General features: G+C 63.1%; 17 protein-coding genes. 3 read left to right on the top strand and 14 right to left on the bottom strand.

All coding sequences use genetic code 11. The features are described 5' to 3' along the window. Positions 1-160: 160 nt before the first annotated feature. The 9 genes from NKH22_RS03030 to NKH22_RS02990 all read right to left on the bottom strand — a co-directional run bounded on the left by NKH22_RS03030 (position 161) and on the right by NKH22_RS02990 (position 6444). A complete protein-coding gene (locus NKH22_RS03030; RefSeq protein WP_023691292.1) occupies positions 161-490 on the bottom strand; it encodes a hypothetical protein in 330 nt (109 codons plus the stop codon). Then, the gene (locus tag NKH22_RS03025; protein WP_023691291.1) at positions 487-636 is read right to left on the bottom strand and encodes a hypothetical protein; all 150 of its coding nucleotides are present in this window, start codon (positions 634-636) and stop codon (positions 487-489) included. Before NKH22_RS03025 ends, NKH22_RS03030 begins: the two co-directional genes overlap by 4 nt. Before the next feature lie 44 nt (positions 637-680). After that, a complete protein-coding gene (locus tag NKH22_RS03020; protein WP_032902233.1) occupies positions 681-1592 on the bottom strand; it encodes an alpha/beta fold hydrolase in 912 nt (303 codons plus the stop codon). A 52-nt stretch (positions 1593-1644) separates the two neighbouring features. Further along, positions 1645-2421 (bottom strand): DUF8605 domain-containing protein, encoded by a 777-nt coding sequence (locus NKH22_RS03015; protein ID WP_352512113.1) that lies wholly within the window; start codon positions 2419-2421, stop codon positions 1645-1647. A 107-nt stretch (positions 2422-2528) separates the two neighbouring features. Then, positions 2529-3305, bottom strand: a complete 777-nt coding sequence (locus tag NKH22_RS03010) for a pyrroline-5-carboxylate reductase (protein WP_023821332.1) — start codon at positions 3303-3305, stop codon at positions 2529-2531. A gap of 23 nt (positions 3306-3328) precedes the next feature. Continuing rightward, a complete protein-coding gene (locus NKH22_RS03005; protein WP_023696105.1) occupies positions 3329-4210 on the bottom strand; it encodes an aldose 1-epimerase family protein in 882 nt (293 codons plus the stop codon). Between the two features lie 171 nt (positions 4211-4381). Beyond that, positions 4382-5098, bottom strand: a complete 717-nt coding sequence (locus tag NKH22_RS03000) for a Bax inhibitor-1/YccA family protein (protein WP_023745040.1) — start codon at positions 5096-5098, stop codon at positions 4382-4384. Positions 5099-5137: 39 nt separating this feature from the next. Further along, a complete protein-coding gene (locus tag NKH22_RS02995; RefSeq protein ID WP_023696103.1) occupies positions 5138-5914 on the bottom strand; it encodes an anti-sigma factor family protein in 777 nt (258 codons plus the stop codon). Continuing rightward, positions 5911-6444: a sigma-70 family RNA polymerase sigma factor gene (locus NKH22_RS02990; RefSeq protein WP_023688465.1), complete on the bottom strand. Its 534-nt coding sequence runs from the start codon at positions 6442-6444 to the stop codon at positions 5911-5913. The genes NKH22_RS02995 and NKH22_RS02990 overlap by 4 nt, the downstream gene beginning before the upstream one ends. Positions 6445-6619: 175 nt before the next feature. On the opposite strand from NKH22_RS02990, the gene NKH22_RS02985 reads away from it, so the two are divergent. The 3 genes from NKH22_RS02985 to mazG all read left to right on the top strand — a co-directional run bounded on the left by NKH22_RS02985 (position 6620) and on the right by mazG (position 9272). Beyond that, on the top strand, positions 6620-7057 hold the full coding sequence (locus tag NKH22_RS02985; RefSeq protein WP_196815230.1) for a DUF3592 domain-containing protein: 438 nt from the start codon (positions 6620-6622) through the stop codon (positions 7055-7057). A gap of 129 nt (positions 7058-7186) precedes the next feature. After that, positions 7187-8371, top strand: a complete 1185-nt coding sequence (locus tag NKH22_RS02980) for an amino acid aminotransferase (RefSeq protein ID WP_023821334.1) — start codon at positions 7187-7189, stop codon at positions 8369-8371. A gap of 76 nt (positions 8372-8447) precedes the next feature. After that, a complete protein-coding gene (gene mazG / locus NKH22_RS02975) occupies positions 8448-9272 on the top strand; it encodes a nucleoside triphosphate pyrophosphohydrolase (protein WP_023688462.1) in 825 nt (274 codons plus the stop codon). A gap of 6 nt (positions 9273-9278) precedes the next feature. Here the strand turns inward: mazG and hflX are convergent, their stop codons facing one another. From hflX to NKH22_RS02950, 5 genes are all read right to left on the bottom strand, one after another. Beyond that, positions 9279-10670, bottom strand: coding sequence for a GTPase HflX (hflX, locus tag NKH22_RS02970; RefSeq protein WP_023821335.1), 1392 nt, complete (start codon positions 10668-10670; stop codon positions 9279-9281). Next, positions 10671-10916: an RNA chaperone Hfq gene (gene hfq, locus NKH22_RS02965; protein ID WP_006202172.1), complete on the bottom strand. Its 246-nt coding sequence runs from the start codon at positions 10914-10916 to the stop codon at positions 10671-10673. It abuts the gene before it with no gap. Positions 10917-11061: 145 nt separating this feature from the next. Next, a complete protein-coding gene (locus tag NKH22_RS02960) occupies positions 11062-11922 on the bottom strand; it encodes a D-amino-acid transaminase (RefSeq protein WP_023668930.1) in 861 nt (286 codons plus the stop codon). A gap of 102 nt (positions 11923-12024) precedes the next feature. Then, a complete protein-coding gene (ntrX, locus tag NKH22_RS02955; RefSeq protein WP_023668929.1) occupies positions 12025-13386 on the bottom strand; it encodes a nitrogen assimilation response regulator NtrX in 1362 nt (453 codons plus the stop codon). After that, positions 13376-15664 carry a sensor histidine kinase NtrY-like gene (locus NKH22_RS02950; RefSeq protein ID WP_352908916.1) on the bottom strand — a complete coding sequence of 763 codons (2289 nt, stop codon included), beginning with the start codon at positions 15662-15664 and terminating at the stop codon, positions 13376-13378. The genes ntrX and NKH22_RS02950 overlap by 11 nt, the downstream gene beginning before the upstream one ends. Between the last annotated feature and the right edge of the window lie 17 nt (positions 15665-15681).

Genomic DNA, 15681 nt, shown 5'->3' with positions numbered 1-15681 from the left:
GAGATGCAGGCCGGCGGCTCTGATTGCTTGGCGGGAGGAACGTTGACGAAGCAGTGGCGAAATGAGTTGGCGTGGTCTTCATTTCTCAAGGGATGGCGCCTTTCGCAAAGGCCTCGACTTCCTGCTCGACCGGCCCGCGCCGGGATAACGAACAGGAGCGTCATCCCGAAAAGCTTTCCAGGAGGCCGCTGAAGGCTGCTGCGATTGCAACAAGATGGAAGACGCCAAGGGCCAGCCATCTGGAGCCGCCGGCGCCCGCAACAAATGCCCCATAGGCAGGAAACTGCAGCGCAGCCAATCCGATGGAAAGGCCGGTGATCGTTGTGTTGGTCAACAGCGTTGCCAGCATGGGGACCGGATAGAGAAGTCGCGCCAGCCCATAGTCGCCATGCCCGGCTCCGGCCGAATAGAGCGCCAGGAAAAAGGTGACGGGCGTGATGCCGAGGCCGACAAGGAACCCTGCCCGCGAGGAGAATTTTGGCGACGTCATCTCGCCATGGCCATGGCGGCGGACGGGTCGCGGTCGTCAGGCGCGAGCTTGGACGAAGTGACAAGCAGCTTCTCCTGATCCGCCCGCGACTTCGGCTCGATCGCCATTTGCAGCAGAGGCCAGGGCGCGGCAGACTTTTCCATCATGACGCCATGGTTGCAGATTGATCGGATGGCCGCAACGAAGGGGTCTACGCCCGGCCGGCCGTCCCTTTCGCTTCCTGACTGTGGACGCGCGCCAGGAAATCGCGCACCAGCGGAAGTGCCTCATCGAAATGCGTTTCGAGCAACCAGTGGCCGGCGCCATCGATCAGATGAAGCTCCGCTGCCCGCAAATCGCGCTGGTAGGCATGCGCCGATTGTGCCGGCATGTAACCATCCTCGGGGCCCCAGACGATGAGCGTTTGCGGTTGGTGCTCGCGCAGATAGCTCTGATAGCGCGGGAACCAGCCGAGGTTCGCCTCCAGCTTCTCCATCAGGCCGACCGCGAGCCGCCAGCGGATCGGCGTGTCCATCAAAGGCCAGTGGAGTTTCCAAAGATCGGGAGGCACGCGCTCGGCTACAGCGTCATCCACCTCTCCGACAAACTCGTGCCGGAAGCCCTCCTCGCTTACCGCCTCTTCCAACGGCCGGTGCTTTTCGGGCGTCTTCTCATTCCAATAGGCTTTTATGGCGGCGTATTTCGGCCCGAGAACGTCCTCGTAGATGTCACCGTTCTGGATAATGAGTGCGGCGATGCGCTCGGGATGTGCGATGGCGTGGCGCAGTCCGATCTGAGAGCCATAATCGTGCAGCCAGAGAGCATAGCGCGACATGCCGAGCGCATCGGCGAAAGCTGTCAGAAACCCGGCATAGGCATCGAAATCATAGCCAAAAACCGACATTTCGGGCGTGGCGCTGTAGCCAAAGCCGGGAAAGTCCGGCGCGAATGTATGCCAGCGATCGGCAAGTGCCGGCATCAACCTTCGGAATTGATAAGACGAGCACGGATAGCCGTGCGGCAGCAGGAGGACGGGAGCATCAGGCGGGCCGTCTTCGCGATAGAAGATGCTGTTTCCGTCAACGTCGATCCGGCGATGTTGCAATTCTACCTCCTTGCTCAAAGCTTGCCCGCCACTTTGTTTACGGCGCTCCGGCAAGAAGGTTCCCTTGAAGTCAGGGCGTGACGGCTTCCGGCTCTCCATTGCCCGACAGGATCTGCAGCGTTCCGCGCGTGGCGTTGCGGAACGCATCGTCGAAACTGACGCCACGTACCTGCCAGCGATACTCCTTATCCTTGAAGCTGAGCCGCCAGTCGCCGACCCAGCCCAGCGCTTCCTGGCGCCATACCAAAGTGCCGGCAAGCAGGGCGTCCCCATCCAGCGTGTTGGCCACGTCGGCGAGCGCGACGTCGGACGGCCGAGGCAACTCCAGCGGCAAACCGGTCCGGTGCGCCGCGTCCGCCAGCGCAACGCGCATATCCGCCGCAAGCTCGCCGCCGCCATCGCGCACCAGCGTGAAGCCGTCGCCTTTCATCGGCCTTACATCCAGCAGTGCGACGATTTTTGGCCGCGGCACCGCCCACGGTTTGCGCCCGAGCGACGCCAGCAAGGCATCGATCTTGTCCGGGTCGAAATCGGCGGTGATGTAATGCGGCCGGTCGTGGGTGCCCTGCTCGTCATGCGGCGGGCGGTTGTTGAGCAGGTCGCGGTAGCCGACACCAGTGACATAGTCGGCCGCGTGCCGGCTCATGTCCGCAACACGCGGGTCGCCGATCAGCCGCGGGTCGCCGGAAACCTTGACCAGCACCTCTTCAAGGCACGGCGCCAGGCCCCACGCCCGGTTCTCCTCGCCAGTGCCGCTGGTCACCGATTGCGCGCGGTAGAGGCTGGCGCGGTCGATGTCGGCGGCAGCGACCGGAAAGACAATCAGCACAGCCAGCGCCGCTGCCACAAAGCCCAATTTCAAGCATCCAGGCACCCGCCGACCCTCCCGAAACGGTCCGGAACATCCGTTGGAGCCATACTCCTGATCATCAGGGAATTTCAAGGTGCCGCCCATCAAGGCGTATCGCCGACGATGCGCCAGTGTACGCCGTCCAGGCTCTCGGTGAGCGCCTCGAACACGTTTCGCGCCGTGAGTTCGCGAAGAACCTGTTCGTTGATGCCGCCGCGCGTCGCATAGTCCTGCGCCAGATGCATGAAGTCGGCATCCGGCGACATATCAGGAGCGCATCCCAAGGCTTTGAAAAGCGAGGCGATGTAATCGCGCCCCTTTCCTTCCTCCACGCCATTCCTCTTGAGCCAGCTGTTAATCGTATCGAGATATCTGAAGTAGCTGGCATAGGTTGCGGTGGCCACGCTCAACGCGTTGAATTCGGCTGGGTTCTCGACCTCGATCACTTTCCCCAGATTGCCGAACAAGGCAGCGACAGTGGCATCCGGCGGGCAGATGATCGTTGCCCCCAGCCGGTGGGCGATCATCGGCATGGGCAGCGCTTTCGTCACCTGGTGCGCGGGTGCGGTCAAGCGGGCAATCTCCTCGCGCGGCAGCGTGGCGATCAAGCTGATGAGGTGATGCTCGCGCCGAAACCGCAAACCCGGCAGGACGTCATGCGCAATTTGCGGCCGGACAGCCAGCATGACCAGGTCGCATTGATCGAGAACCGCCTGATTGTCATCAGCAATACGCACATCCGGATAACGGGCTGCCAGCTCTGCGGCGATCTCTTCATTGCGCGGCGACAGCAGCACGGAGACGGAGTTATCCGCGACGGATTTGAGCCCGCTGACGATGGCCGCTGTAAGGGCACCCGTGCCGATGAAGCCAAGTTTCATCGCGCCTGTCTCTGGTTCATCGGTCACAGCGGCGCATGCTCGAGCCGTACCTGATAGCTCAGCACGCGCTTTTCACCGGGCGCGATCAGCATCACGCCCGGCTTGTCCGCGAACTCGCCATCGAAATCCACGGGGCTGGCAAGCCCGTGCCAGGGTTCGATACACAGGAACGGAGCGCCGCCCGGCTTCGACCAGATGCCCAATTCCTTAAAACCCTGCCACGACATCTCGATCGCCGCACCGTTCGCGGCGGCATAGCGCACGCTGGTGCTGGCCGGCCGGTCGAGGATCACGGCGTCTGCCTCGAACAGCTGTTCGGAAAGCGCCAGCGTTTTGCCTTCGATGGGCGTCGGCCGCGGTGCAGCCAGCACCAGGCCATCCTTCAGCCGGCGGATCGGCGCCGGCTCGTCCTGGGCAAAGGTCAGGTGGTAGTCGGTCTTGGCGAGCCCCGGCTGCAATGGCCAATTGAAAGCCGGATGTGCACCGATGGAGGCTGGCAGCGTCTCGTCGCCGGTGTTGGCAATCTCGAAGCTCACACCAAGTTCGCGACGCTCGAGCGTGTAGGTGATGGCAAGGCGAAAGGCGAACGGATAGCGCGTGCGTGTATCGGCATCGTCGGTCAACACCAGCGTGCAGGATCGGGGACTCGTCTCAGCAGCCCACACAAACGGCTTGTCGCGGGCAAATCCGTGCTGCGTCAGGGGATAGACCTGGCCCCCATGGCGGAGCTGGTCGCCCTTCAGCCGGCCGACGATCGGAAACAGCACCGGCGAATGCCGCCGCCATTCCGGCCCGGCCTGCCACAAAAACTCCAGACCCTCGGCATTGCGCAAGGAGATGAGCTCGGCCCCCTGCCCGACAATGGTTGCCGAGATGCCGTCGCCGTGAAGCGTCACTTGTTCCATGCGTTCTCGCGGAAAGCTGCGTGCGAGCGGCAGGTTAGCAAAAGCCCGCGTGGACTCAAGGGCGCGACATCGCGCTGATAGAGGAGCGATGTCTCCACGCCAAAACGACAGTGGCCGGAGATTCACCTCCGGCCACTGCGAGATCGAGATTGTTGCCTTGCTACGGTTCGACTATTCGCGCTCGCCGGTGAAATTCAGCAACAGCTGGAAGATGTTGACGAAGTTCAGGTACAGCGACAGCGCGCCGAAAACGGCAAGCTTCTGCTGCGATTCCGCGTCGAAATTCTCCGCATACTGTTCCTTGATCGTCTGCGTGTCCCAGGCGGTCAGGCCGACAAAGACGGCAATGCCGATCACAGAGATGGCGAACTGCAGCGCGGTCGAGCCAAGGAAGATGTTGACGACGCTGGCGATCACCACGCCGATCAGGCCCATGATCAGGAAGGACGAGAACTGGGTCAGGTCGCGCTTGGTCGTGTAGCCGTAGAGGCTGGTGGCGCCGAACATGGTGGCGGTGATGAAGAAGGTGCGCGCGATGCTGGTGCCTGTGAAGACCAGGAACACCGAAGCCAGCGACAGGCCCATCACCGCGCAGAAGGCCCAGAACATCAACTGGGCGCTCGCCGCCGACATCGTCTGCATCTTGAACGAGAACAGCAGCACGAAGGCGAGCGGCGCCAGCATCACCACCCATTTCAGCGGGCTGGAAAAGATCGGCACGTAGAGGGCCGGCGTCGAAGCGACCACCATGGCGACGATGCCGGTGACGACGAGGCCGATGCCCATGTAGTTATAGACACGCAGCATGTGGCTGCGCAGGCCCTCGTCATAGATGGCGCCGGCGCGCGCGCCAGTGCCCATGCGGTATCCGAGGTCAGGGGTATTCATTGCGGGTTCTCCTTATGTGGTCTCAGTAAAGTGTCCTGATCAGTAAAGTGTCTTGGCAAGCGTCTCGGCGGCGCGGTCGAGGTCGTGGACATCGCTGCGCGCGACGACCGCGTACGCGACCTCGCCGATCTGGAAATAGGCAGAGGAGATGTCGCCGGAGGGCGCGATGGCAGGCTTGACCACGTCGAAGGTTCCGGGCCGGATCGCAAACAGCGAGACCAGCCCCATATCCTTCGTCTCCAGCGCCACCTCGACGCTCGGCCCGAAGCGCGACGGATAGATCTGCACGTCGCGGACCTTCCAGTCCTTGGGCAGCGATGGCATGACGATTGCGGTGGCGGCGCGGATTTCGTCGCCATTGTAGTTGGGCGCCTCCAGCTGCGAGGGCATCGCCTCGCGCATGAGCGTCGTCTTGTGCGCCCGGATCGCTTCTTCGACATAGGCGGGCGGCGGCGGCGAAGCCACGACCTTGGTCACCAGCAGCGGCCCGAAGAGGCCGTTCGCCAGCCAGCCGGCAGCGACAAAGACGGCGACCGCGGCCGCCCGCTGCAGCACGGCGAAGACGCGGCGACTGGCCAGTCCCCTGCCCAGCCGGCGCGCGACTTCAGTCGTCGCCGGCCGCGCCATTCCTGTGGAAGCAGCCAGCGCCAGGCGCAGTTCGTCGCGCGTCCTCAAGTCGGACATCACCCGCGCCGCAGCCTCCGGACGAACCGAGAGGAACGCCTCGACCTCAATGCGGCGCGCAACATCCAGCTGGTCGTCGACATAAGAATCGAGATCGGTATCGGTCACCGGGTCCCGCAACAGGTCGGTCATGACGGGTCTCCCACGATCCTCAGATGACTTTTGGCCGGCGAAGGTGCAGCGTTTTCCATCTCGCGCAGTGCTGCGCGCGCCCTGCCGATGCGCGACATCAGCGTGCCCAGCGGCACCCCGCTGGCGTCGGCGGCCTGCTGGTAGGAAAGGCCCTCGATGGCGACCAGATGCAGCGCCGAACGCTGCTCCTCCGGCAGACTGAAAAAGGCCTCGCGCACCTGCGCCAGTCGTACGGAATGTTCCTGAGGCGCCGGCGTGCTGGCATCGGTGAGATAGCCGGCCTGCTCGACACGCGCTGCTTCCGACCGGCGCGAGCGCATCTTGTCGATGAAAGCGTTGTGGACGATCGACAGCAACCATGCCCGCAGATTGCCGCCCGAGCGGAATGTGTCGCGCCGCTCGTAGGCGCGCACCAGCGCATCGTGCACCAGATCCTCGGCGTCAGTGCCGTCGCGCGTCAGCGAGCGTGCGTAGCGCCTGAGCGAACCCAGCTGTCCGACAATATCGAAGCGTGGCATCGATCGTTTCATGCCCCGTTTACGAAACAGGCGGGGATCTTAATCCATCGCCACCAAAACTTTTTTGCGTCGCCACAATAGGCATCATGCAATCAGAAGTCCGCTGCGCACTTACCCATCTCCCGTGCGGCAGATGTTTGCTTTATGGATGAAGTCTAGCCTTATCCGTCTGTCCCAGGAGCAAAAGATGGCCAATGGTAGTCGTGTAACGGGTTTTGCAGCGTTGCCGATCGTCGGCAGGGTGTTCATCATCTTTGGCATTGTCGGACTGATCGCTTCCGGCGTGCTGGCCATCGTCGAGATGTACGGCCCTCGTACCGCTTCGGCGACAGGCAGGATTGTCGCAGCCGAATACAATCCCCGCATCGAGTTCTCGACCGCCGACGGCACCGTCATCCGCTTCAACAATGCCGTCCACAGCTCGTTCTGGGGTGTTGGCGACAGCGTCCCTGTCGCTTACGACCCAACCAATCCGCAAAATGCCTCCGTCGACAGCTTCGCCGGACGCTGGTTCCTTGCCGGGCTGGCCGGCATGCTCGGCGGTTTCTCCCTGCTGACCGGCATCGGTCTCGCCGTGATTGGACGGGTGCTTATCCGGCGGATTGGAATGAACCCGTCGCCATAGCCGCCGACCCCTGCCGTACAGACAAAGCTTGGCGTAACGGTCCAGTACGCTAGCGGACTGGCGCAGATGGAAGCACTGGCGAAACGCGGCCGCTTTGCGTATTACTCCGCCGCCATTGGAGCCGTATTGATGTTCGAGACCCTGCAACCTGCCCCGGCTGACAAGATCATCGCCTTGATCGGCCTCTATCGCGCCGATCCGCGCCCCGGCAAGATCGATCTCGGCGTCGGCGTCTACAAGGACCGCGACGGCAGGACGCCGGTCATGCGCGCCCTGCGCGAGGCCGAGAAGCGGTTGCTGCAGGACCAGGACACCAAGACCTATCTCGGCCTTGCCGGCGACACCGGCTTCAACACGGCGATGGTCAAGCTGGCCTTCGGCCCCGCTGCCGACATGACGCGCATCCGCGCCGCGCAAGCGCCTGGCGGTTCCGGCGCGCTGCGGCTGGTGGCGGAGCTGTTGAAGCGGACCCGCCCCGACGCAACCGTCTGGCTGTCGGACCCGACATGGCCGAACCACCCGCCGGTGATGCGCGGGGCCGGCCTCAAGGTGCGCGATTATCCCTATTTCGATGCCGCTTCCGGCGCGGTGCGCTTCGACGACATGCTGGCAACGCTTGGCGCAGCCGAGCCCGGCGATATCGTGCTGCTGCATGGCTGCTGCCATAACCCGACCGGCGCCAATCCCGATATCGCGCAATGGGCCAGCGTCACCGATCTTGTCGTCGAGCGCGGGCTGTTGCCCTTTGTCGACATTGCCTATCAGGGCTTTGGCGAAGGCCTGGACGCCGATGCGGCCGGCTTGCGCCTTCTCGCGGGCAAGGTGCCTGAAATGGTCGTTGCCTCGAGCTGCTCGAAAAACTTTGCCGTCTACCGCGACCGCGTCGGCGCGGCGATGATCCTGGCGAAGGATGGTGCGCAAGCCGATGTGGCGATGAGCCAGATGCTGGCGGCGGCGCGCGCCATGTATTCGATGCCGCCGGACCATGGCGCCGCCGCCGTGCGCATGGTGCTGGAAGATGATGGCCTTCGCGCCGACTGGGAGGCGGAGCTGGAGGAGATGCGGCTGCGCATGCTGAGGCTGCGCGTCCAGTTCGCCGACGCGCTGCGCCGGCAGTCCAACTCCGACCGCTTCGACTTCATCGCCAGCCATCGCGGCATGTTTTCCAGGCTTGGCCTGACCGAGGCGCAAGTCGAGCGGCTGCGTGCCGAGTGTGGCGTCTACATGGTCGGCGACAGCCGCATCAACGTCGCCGGCCTGCCCGAGGACGGCATGGATGACCTCGCCAAGGCGGTTGTGTCGGTACTCGGCTGAAGCTCGCTGTGGACAATCTCCCCTCTCCGGCTGACGCCGTTGGCCGCACGACAGGCAGCGGGATAGCATTCGCCGCATGAAACCTTCGCGCGACATTTCCCGGCTGATCGAGATCATGGCGGCGCTCAGGGCGCCGAAGACCGGTTGTCCCTGGGACATCGAGCAGGATTTCTCGACCATCGCGCCCTATACGATCGAGGAAGCCTATGAGGTGGCCGACGCCATTGCGCGCGGCGATCTCGACGATCTGCGCGACGAATTAGGCGATCTCCTGCTGCAGGTCGTCTACCACGCGCAGATGGCTGAGGAAGCCGGCGATTTTGCCTTCGGTGATGTGGTCGAGGCCATCACCACCAAGATGATCCGGCGCCATCCGCATGTCTTCGGCGACGAGAAGGCGCGCAGCGCCGGCATGGCAAAGGGCATGTGGGAAAAGATCAAGGCTGAGGAAAAAGCCGAAAAGCGAAGTGCGCGCCTCGCCCGCGGCCTCGACCCCGAAGACCATGGCAAGGGTTTCCTGGACAGCGTGCCCGTCGCCCTGCCCGCTTTGACTCGTGCGCTGAAGCTGCAGGAAAAGGCAGCGCGTGTCGGTTTCGACTGGAGCGAGGCAGCACCCATCCTCGACAAGATCGAGGAAGAGATCGGCGAGCTGCGCGAGGCACTGGCTAAGGGCGAAACGGCTGAGATCAAGGACGAATTCGGCGACATGCTGTTTGCCGTCGTCAATCTGGGGCGTCACCTCAAGCTCGATTCGGAAGCGGCGCTTAGCGGCACCAACGAAAAGTTCCGCTCGCGCTTCCACTATGTCGAGCGCGCGATCGATGCATCGGGAAGCACGCTCGAAAAAGCCACGCTGGACGAGATGGAAGTGCTCTGGCAGCAGGCCAAGGGCGTGAAATAATCAGGCTTACTGCCTGTTTTTGCGGTGCAATCGGCTTTCGATCTCTTGCCGGGCGGTGTGCGTGGCCTTGAGTGCGATGGTCGCGCTGCCATCCTCATTGTCTACCCGCGAAACGACGTCGCCATTGCGGTATAGCCAGTCGACAAGGCCGAACTGCGGCGGTTCGATCGTCACCGTCAATTCCTCGAGTTCGCCCGACATCCTGGTCTCGATCAGCGCCTTCAGCGCATCGATGCCTTCGCCGGTGACCGCCGAGATGGCGATCGGCGGCGCCTTGTTGGCGTCAGTGCCGTCGGCGAGCAGGCGCTCCCGGTTGCCGTCGTCGAGAAGGTCGACCTTGTTCCACACTTCGACGACGCGCTTGGCATCGCCGGCATCGACGCCGAGATCGGCGAGAATGCGCTCGACGTCCTCGGCTTGGGCGGCCGTATCCGAATCTGAGATATCACGCAGGTGGATGACCAGATCGGCCTCGACGACCTCTTCCAGCGTGGCGCGGAAGGCGGCGACCAGATGCGTCGGCAGGTCCGAAATGAAGCCGACTGTGTCCGACAGGATGATCGGCGTGCCGTGCGGCAGGCGCACGCGGCGCAGCGTCGGGTCGAGCGTTGCAAACAGCATGTCTTCGGCCAGCACGTCGGCCCCGGTCAGCCGGTTGAACAGCGTCGACTTTCCGGCATTGGTGTAGCCGACAATCGCCACCACCGGGAACGGCACCTTCTTGCGCTTGGCGCGGTGCAGGTCGCGGGTGCGGCGCACCGTTTCCAGCTCATGCTTGAGCTTGATGATTTTTTCCTGCAGCTGCCGCCGGTCCGACTCGATCTGGGTTTCGCCGGGGCCGCCGAGGAAGCCGGCTCCGCCGCGCTGGCGTTCAAGGTGGGTCCAGCTCCGCACCAGGCGGCCCTTCTGGTAGTTGAGATGGGCAAGTTCGACCTGCAGCGTGCCCTCCTTGGTCCGCGCGCGCTCGCCAAAAATCTCCAGGATCAATCCGGTGCGGTCGAGCACCTTGGCATTCATTTCTTTTTCGAGATTGCGCTGCTGCACCGGCGTCAGCGGATGGTCGACGATGACCACCTCCGCGTGACCCTCTTTGACGATCTCGGCGAATTCCGCGACCTTGCCGCTGCCGAGCAAGGTTGCCGGGCGTGGATCGTTGACGGTGACCACCGCCGTGTGGATCAGATCCAGGTTGATGGCGCGGGCAAGGCCGACCGCTTCGTCGTGGCGCGCATCCGCCGAACGCGTCAGCCGTGGACGGTTCGTTTCGTCATCGTTGCGCTGATGCCGGGTAAGCACCGGCACAATGACAACCGCCCGGGTCGGACCTGTGGCTTCCGTCCCGGAATTATGTGCTGGTTTCCCGCGGACGCCGCGGTCCGCGTCTTTTTCACGTGCCAATCAGGCGCCCTGGCTTTCCTCGCCATCGAACATCTGAACCGGCTGGCTCGGCATGATCGTGGAAATGGCATGCTTGTAGACGAGCTGGGAGTGGCCGTCACGGCGCAGCAGAACACAAAAATTGTCGAAGGAAGTGACCACGCCGGTCAGCTTGACGCCGTTGATGAGAAAGATGGTGAGTGGATTTTTGCTCTTGCGAACAGAATTCAGGAACAGGTCCTGAAGGTTTTGCGATCGTTCCGCCATTGTTCTTGTCTTTCGCCGATCCCCTTCGGTTTGCAGGCTAATGCGCCAAATTAGCGGGCACATGTCAAGCTTGCAAACACCCCCTTGCCGTCAGTAGCGACAAGCAGAACGAGATATATTGATGTGCAGTCCGTCTGTGCGGTTATCAGGCTGGACTTTTTTCCGCAACGTCAAAAAAGGCTTGCCGCAATGAAAGTGTTATCGAACCGGGGTGCCCATTGGCGACCGCGGCACCGTCGATTGCCACGACCGGCATGGCGATTGTCGTTGCCGAACTGATGAAAGCTTCTCGCGCAGCCTTGGCTTCAGTGACTGAAAAACCGCGCTCCTCGATCGTCAACCCGAGCTTTGCCGCCACTTCGAACATGGTCGTGCGGGTGATGCCGCGCAGGATGCCATGCTCCGCCGGCCGGGTGACCAGAACGCCGTCCCTTGTAACGATCCAGGCGTTGGACGAGCCGCCCTCCTTGACGTTGCCATCGGTGTCGACGAACCAGGCCTCCTGGGCGCCGGCCTCCTTGGCCTTCTGCTTGGCCAGTACGTTGGGCAGCAGGCCGGTGCTCTTGATGTCGACCCGGTCCCAACGGTTTTCCGGCACGGTGATGACCTTGATGCCCGCCTCGGCTCGCTTGGCGGCCGCCGCCGGGTCGGCCTTTCTGGCCGTAATCACCAGCGATGACGGTGTATCGGCCGGGAAAACGAAGTCGCGGCTGGCGACACCGCGCGTAACCTGGACATAGACCAGGCCGTTGACGACGTGGTTGCGCCGGACGATTTCGCGCAGAAGAAGCGGCAGCACGCCCTTGGTGACCGGCCAGTCGATCGACAATTCGCTAAGGGAGCGGCTCAGCCGGGCAAGATGGCGCGGCATGTCGACGATAAAGCCCTGCGCCACCTCGCAGACCTCGTAGACGCCGTCGGCGAATTGATAGCCGCGATCCTCGATATGCACGGCAGCGTCGGCATGGGCGACATAGCGCCCGTTCACATAGGCAATGCGCGGCATGGGTGATCCCTCAGAAAAGTCCCGGTTTTTCTATGCGATTCCGCCGCTGCCGTAACCGGCAATTGAATGGGCCACAGCCCGCTGGACCAACAACAACGGGGGTCAGACCCCCAGCGACTTCAATTTCCGGTGCAGCGCCGAGCGCTCCATGCCAATGAATTCGGCCGTCTTCGAGATGTTGCCGCCGAAACGGTTGATCTGGGCGATCAGATAGTCCTTCTCGAACTGTTCGCGCGCCTCGCGCAGCGGCAGCGCCATGATGTGCTGGTCGGACTGGTTCGGCGTGCGCGGCATGACATCGCCGATCTCCGACGGCAACAGGTCGGCGGTGATCGGCGCATCGATATCGTCGCCACGCGCCAGGATCATCAGCCGTTCGACATTGTTGCGCAGCTGGCGGACATTGCCCGGCCAGTTGTGCGCCTGCAGCACGGCAAGCGCATCGTCGCCGATGCGGCGCGGCTTGATGCCGGCCTGGCGAGCGATCTGCTTCATGAAATTGTCGACGAGATAGGGAATGTCCTCTCGCCGCTCGGCCAGGCCCGGCACCATGACCGGAACCACCGCCAGGCGGTGATAGAGGTCTTCGCGAAAACGGCCGTCGGCGATCATCGCCTCCAGGTTCTGCGAGGTCGAGGAGATGATGCGGACGTCGACCTTGACCCGCTTGGTGCCGCCGACCCGCTCGAACTGCTGTTCGACCAGCACGCGCAAAATCTTGTTCTGCGTCTCGCGCGGCATGTCGGCCACTTCGTCGATGTAGAGAATGCCGCGGTGCGCCTCTTCAAGCGCGCCGACCTTGCGCTCGGTGCCGTTCGATTCGGTGCCGAACAGCTCGATCTCCATGCGCTCGGGCGTGATGTTGGCCGCGCTCAGCGTCACGAACGGCGCGCCCTTGCGCGTCGACAGTGTGTGGATGGCGCGCGCGGCGAGCTCCTTGCCCGAGCCGGACGGACCGATGATCATGACGCGGCTGTTGGTCGGCGCAACGCGCTCGATGGTCTGGCGCAGCTGGCTCATCGCCGACGACATGCCGATCAAGTCGAAAGTTTCGCCGCTGCGCTGCTTGAGGTCGGACACCTCGCGCCGTAATTTCGAGGTTTCGAGCGCCCGCTCGGCGATCAGGATCAGCCTGTCGGCCTTGAACGGCTTCTCGATGAAATCATAGGCGCCGCGGCGGATGGCCGACACCGCTGTCTCGATATTGCCGTGGCCGGAGATCATCACCACCGGCAGGCTCGGATGCATCGTCTTGATCTCGTCGAGCAGCGCCAGCCCGTCGAGGCGCGAGCCCTGCAACCAGATGTCGAGGAAAATCAGCCGCGGCGCCCGGTCGGCGATTGCCGCGAGCGCGCTGTCGGCATCGAATGCCGTGCGGGTTTCATGCCCTTCGTCGCTCAATATGCCCGCGACGAGTTCACGGATGTCTTCCTCGTCATCGACGATGAGAATATCAGACGCCATTACCGACCTTTTCAGTTTCTCGTTCGTGTTCCGTTTCGCCTTGACCGCGTGGCGGCGCGGTTGCGGCGGCTGGCGGCAGGATGATCGAGATCATCGCGCCGCGTCCACCGTGGAAGTCCGCAGGCGCATCGTGCAATTCAAGCCGCCCGCCATGGTCCTCCACGATCTTCTTGACGATGGCGAGACCAAGCCCGGTGCCCTTCTCGCGCGTCGTCATATAGGGCTCGAGCAGCCTTTGGCGATTCTCGCGCGGCAGCCCTTTGCCATTGTCGATGACGTCGATTCGTATGGCGCCATTCTGCCGGGCAGCTTGAATCCGGATTATGCCGTGCGAACCGTCCTTTTGTTCCAGCCCGTCAATCGCCTCGGCCGCGTTCTTGATGACGTTGCCGAAAGCCTGCGCGATCAATCGGCTATCGAACGTGCCCTTGAGCGGCTCGTTGCCGAACACGCGTTCGAAAGCAATGTCGGCGCGGCTGACTTCGACCAGGAACGACGCCTCGCGCAGCGATTCACGCAGATCGATGGCTTTCATCTCGGGCTTGGGCATGCGGGCGAAAGCCGAGAACTCGTCGACCATGCGGCCGATATCCTCGACCTGCCGGATGATCGTGTCGGTGCACTGGTCGAAAATCTCGCGGTCCTCGGTGATGACCTTGCCGAAGCGTCGCTTGATGCGCTCGGCCGAGAGCTGGATCGGCGTCAGCGGGTTCTTGATTTCATGTGCGATACGCCGCGCCACATCCGCCCAGGCCGACGAGCGCTGTGCCTGGACCAGATCGGTGATGTCGTCGACAGTCACGACGTAGGATTTCTCCTCCTCGCCGTCGTCGCCGGCCTCGATGGTGATCTGCACGTTGAAGGTACGCTCGGCGCCGGTGCGATAGAAGGTGACCTGCTCGCGATAGACCGGCTTGCCGGATTTGCGGCCGATCTCGAAGACACGGCCGACATGCGGTAGCACGGCGGACAGGTTCTGCCCCAGCGCCGCCGTGGCCGATATGGCCAGCATCGTTTCGGCCGATTTGTTGACGATGGAGACGATGCCGCAGGGATCGACGCCGATGACGCCGGCGGTGACGCCGGCCAGCACCGCTTCCGAGAAACGACGCCGTTCGTCGATCAAATCCTTGGCCGACAGGATCTCGTTGCGCTGCGATTTAAGCTCCAGCAGCATCTTGTTGAACGTATCGCCAAGCGAGGCGACATCGCCGTCGGAAGGCCGTACCGGCACGGCGACATCGAGATTGCCGGTCGCAACCTCGTCAGCCGCGCCGATGAGCTGACGGATGGGCCGCACCAGACGGTCGGCCACCGCTATGCCGGTCCAGATGGCCGACAGGATGATGATCAGCGTCAGCGACAGATAGGGCAGCGCGAACGCCACCTGCGACGTCCGCCTGTTGTCTTCCAGGCCGCGATATTCGGCGGTGTTGGACTGGACGATCGCCCTCGCCTTGATCACTTCGGGGTCGACCAGGCGATTGGTGTAGAGGTAGAGGCCTTCGATCTCCCGCAGCTTGATGATGGCGCCCATGATGTTGCGCGTCTTCGGCTCGATCAGCACCGGCTTGCCGTCGGCCGCACTTGCCACCGCACCCTCAGGCGGTGCCGGCATGGCGAAGTCCGCATCGGTCTGGGCACTCACGACAAAGGAGCCGTCTTCCCTGACCAGCGCCGCATGTACCAGGCTTCTGCCGACGGCTTCCTTGTTCATCAGGTCGAGAAAGCCGGTTCGATCGAGGCCGTAAAGCGTGCGCGACGCATCGAGATCGTAGGCCATCGACAGCGTCGTGCCCTGAAGATTGCGAGCGTTTTCCTGCACATAGGCGTCGGCGATCGACAGCGACGAGTTGACGATCGCCTTGGTGCGGATCTCGAACCAGCGGTCGAGGCCGATATCGAGCGTGATCGAGGCGATGATGGCCACCATGATGGCGGGGATGGCCGCGACCAGCGCAAACATCGTCACGATGCGCACATGCAGCCGCGACGCCGCCTTGCCGTGCCGGCGCGCCATGGTGATGCGATGCACCTCGCGGCCGACGAGGGCAATCAGCGCCAGCACAAATAAGGCATTGGCCGCAATCAGCGTCAGCGTTGTGTTTGCGTCTGGCGTGATCGGCGTGGCGCCGACAAGAATCGCAAACGAGATTGCCGCCGTAACCAGCGCGCCGGCAATTGCCACAACGCCGGGCAACGCAAGCAGCCGCCGTCCATCCCTCTGGCCGGGTCTGCTGAAAAGCGGTTCGTTTGATGTCAGAGCTTGCGAAGCCATGTCGCCGTCTAAGAGCC

The organism is Mesorhizobium sp. M1252 (assembly GCF_040318265.1).
Lineage (GTDB): Bacteria > Pseudomonadota > Alphaproteobacteria > Rhizobiales > Rhizobiaceae > Mesorhizobium.
Note: the sequence above shows the minus strand (reverse complement) of the source record. Positions and strands in the feature narration are given on the sequence as shown.

Coding starts and splice junctions, on each gene's coding strand:
- NKH22_RS03000 (WP_023745040.1), bottom strand. CDS start 5,098: ATGAATACCCCTGACCTCGGATACCGCATGGGCACTGGCGCGCGCGCC.
- NKH22_RS03025 (WP_023691291.1), bottom strand. CDS start 636: ATGATGGAAAAGTCTGCCGCGCCCTGGCCTCTGCTGCAAATGGCGATC.
- ntrX (WP_023668929.1), bottom strand. CDS start 13,386: ATGGCGTCTGATATTCTCATCGTCGATGACGAGGAAGACATCCGTGAA.
- mazG (WP_023688462.1), top strand. CDS start 8,448: ATGAAACCTTCGCGCGACATTTCCCGGCTGATCGAGATCATGGCGGCG.
- NKH22_RS02985 (WP_196815230.1), top strand. CDS start 6,620: ATGGCCAATGGTAGTCGTGTAACGGGTTTTGCAGCGTTGCCGATCGTC.
- NKH22_RS03030 (WP_023691292.1), bottom strand. CDS start 490: ATGACGTCGCCAAAATTCTCCTCGCGGGCAGGGTTCCTTGTCGGCCTC.
- NKH22_RS02980 (WP_023821334.1), top strand. CDS start 7,187: ATGTTCGAGACCCTGCAACCTGCCCCGGCTGACAAGATCATCGCCTTG.
- NKH22_RS03010 (WP_023821332.1), bottom strand. CDS start 3,305: ATGAAACTTGGCTTCATCGGCACGGGTGCCCTTACAGCGGCCATCGTC.
- NKH22_RS02995 (WP_023696103.1), bottom strand. CDS start 5,914: ATGACCGACCTGTTGCGGGACCCGGTGACCGATACCGATCTCGATTCT.
- NKH22_RS03005 (WP_023696105.1), bottom strand. CDS start 4,210: ATGGAACAAGTGACGCTTCACGGCGACGGCATCTCGGCAACCATTGTC.
- hfq (WP_006202172.1), bottom strand. CDS start 10,916: ATGGCGGAACGATCGCAAAACCTTCAGGACCTGTTCCTGAATTCTGTT.
- NKH22_RS02960 (WP_023668930.1), bottom strand. CDS start 11,922: ATGCCGCGCATTGCCTATGTGAACGGGCGCTATGTCGCCCATGCCGAC.
- NKH22_RS02950 (WP_352908916.1), bottom strand. CDS start 15,664: ATGGCTTCGCAAGCTCTGACATCAAACGAACCGCTTTTCAGCAGACCC.
- NKH22_RS02990 (WP_023688465.1), bottom strand. CDS start 6,444: ATGAAACGATCGATGCCACGCTTCGATATTGTCGGACAGCTGGGTTCG.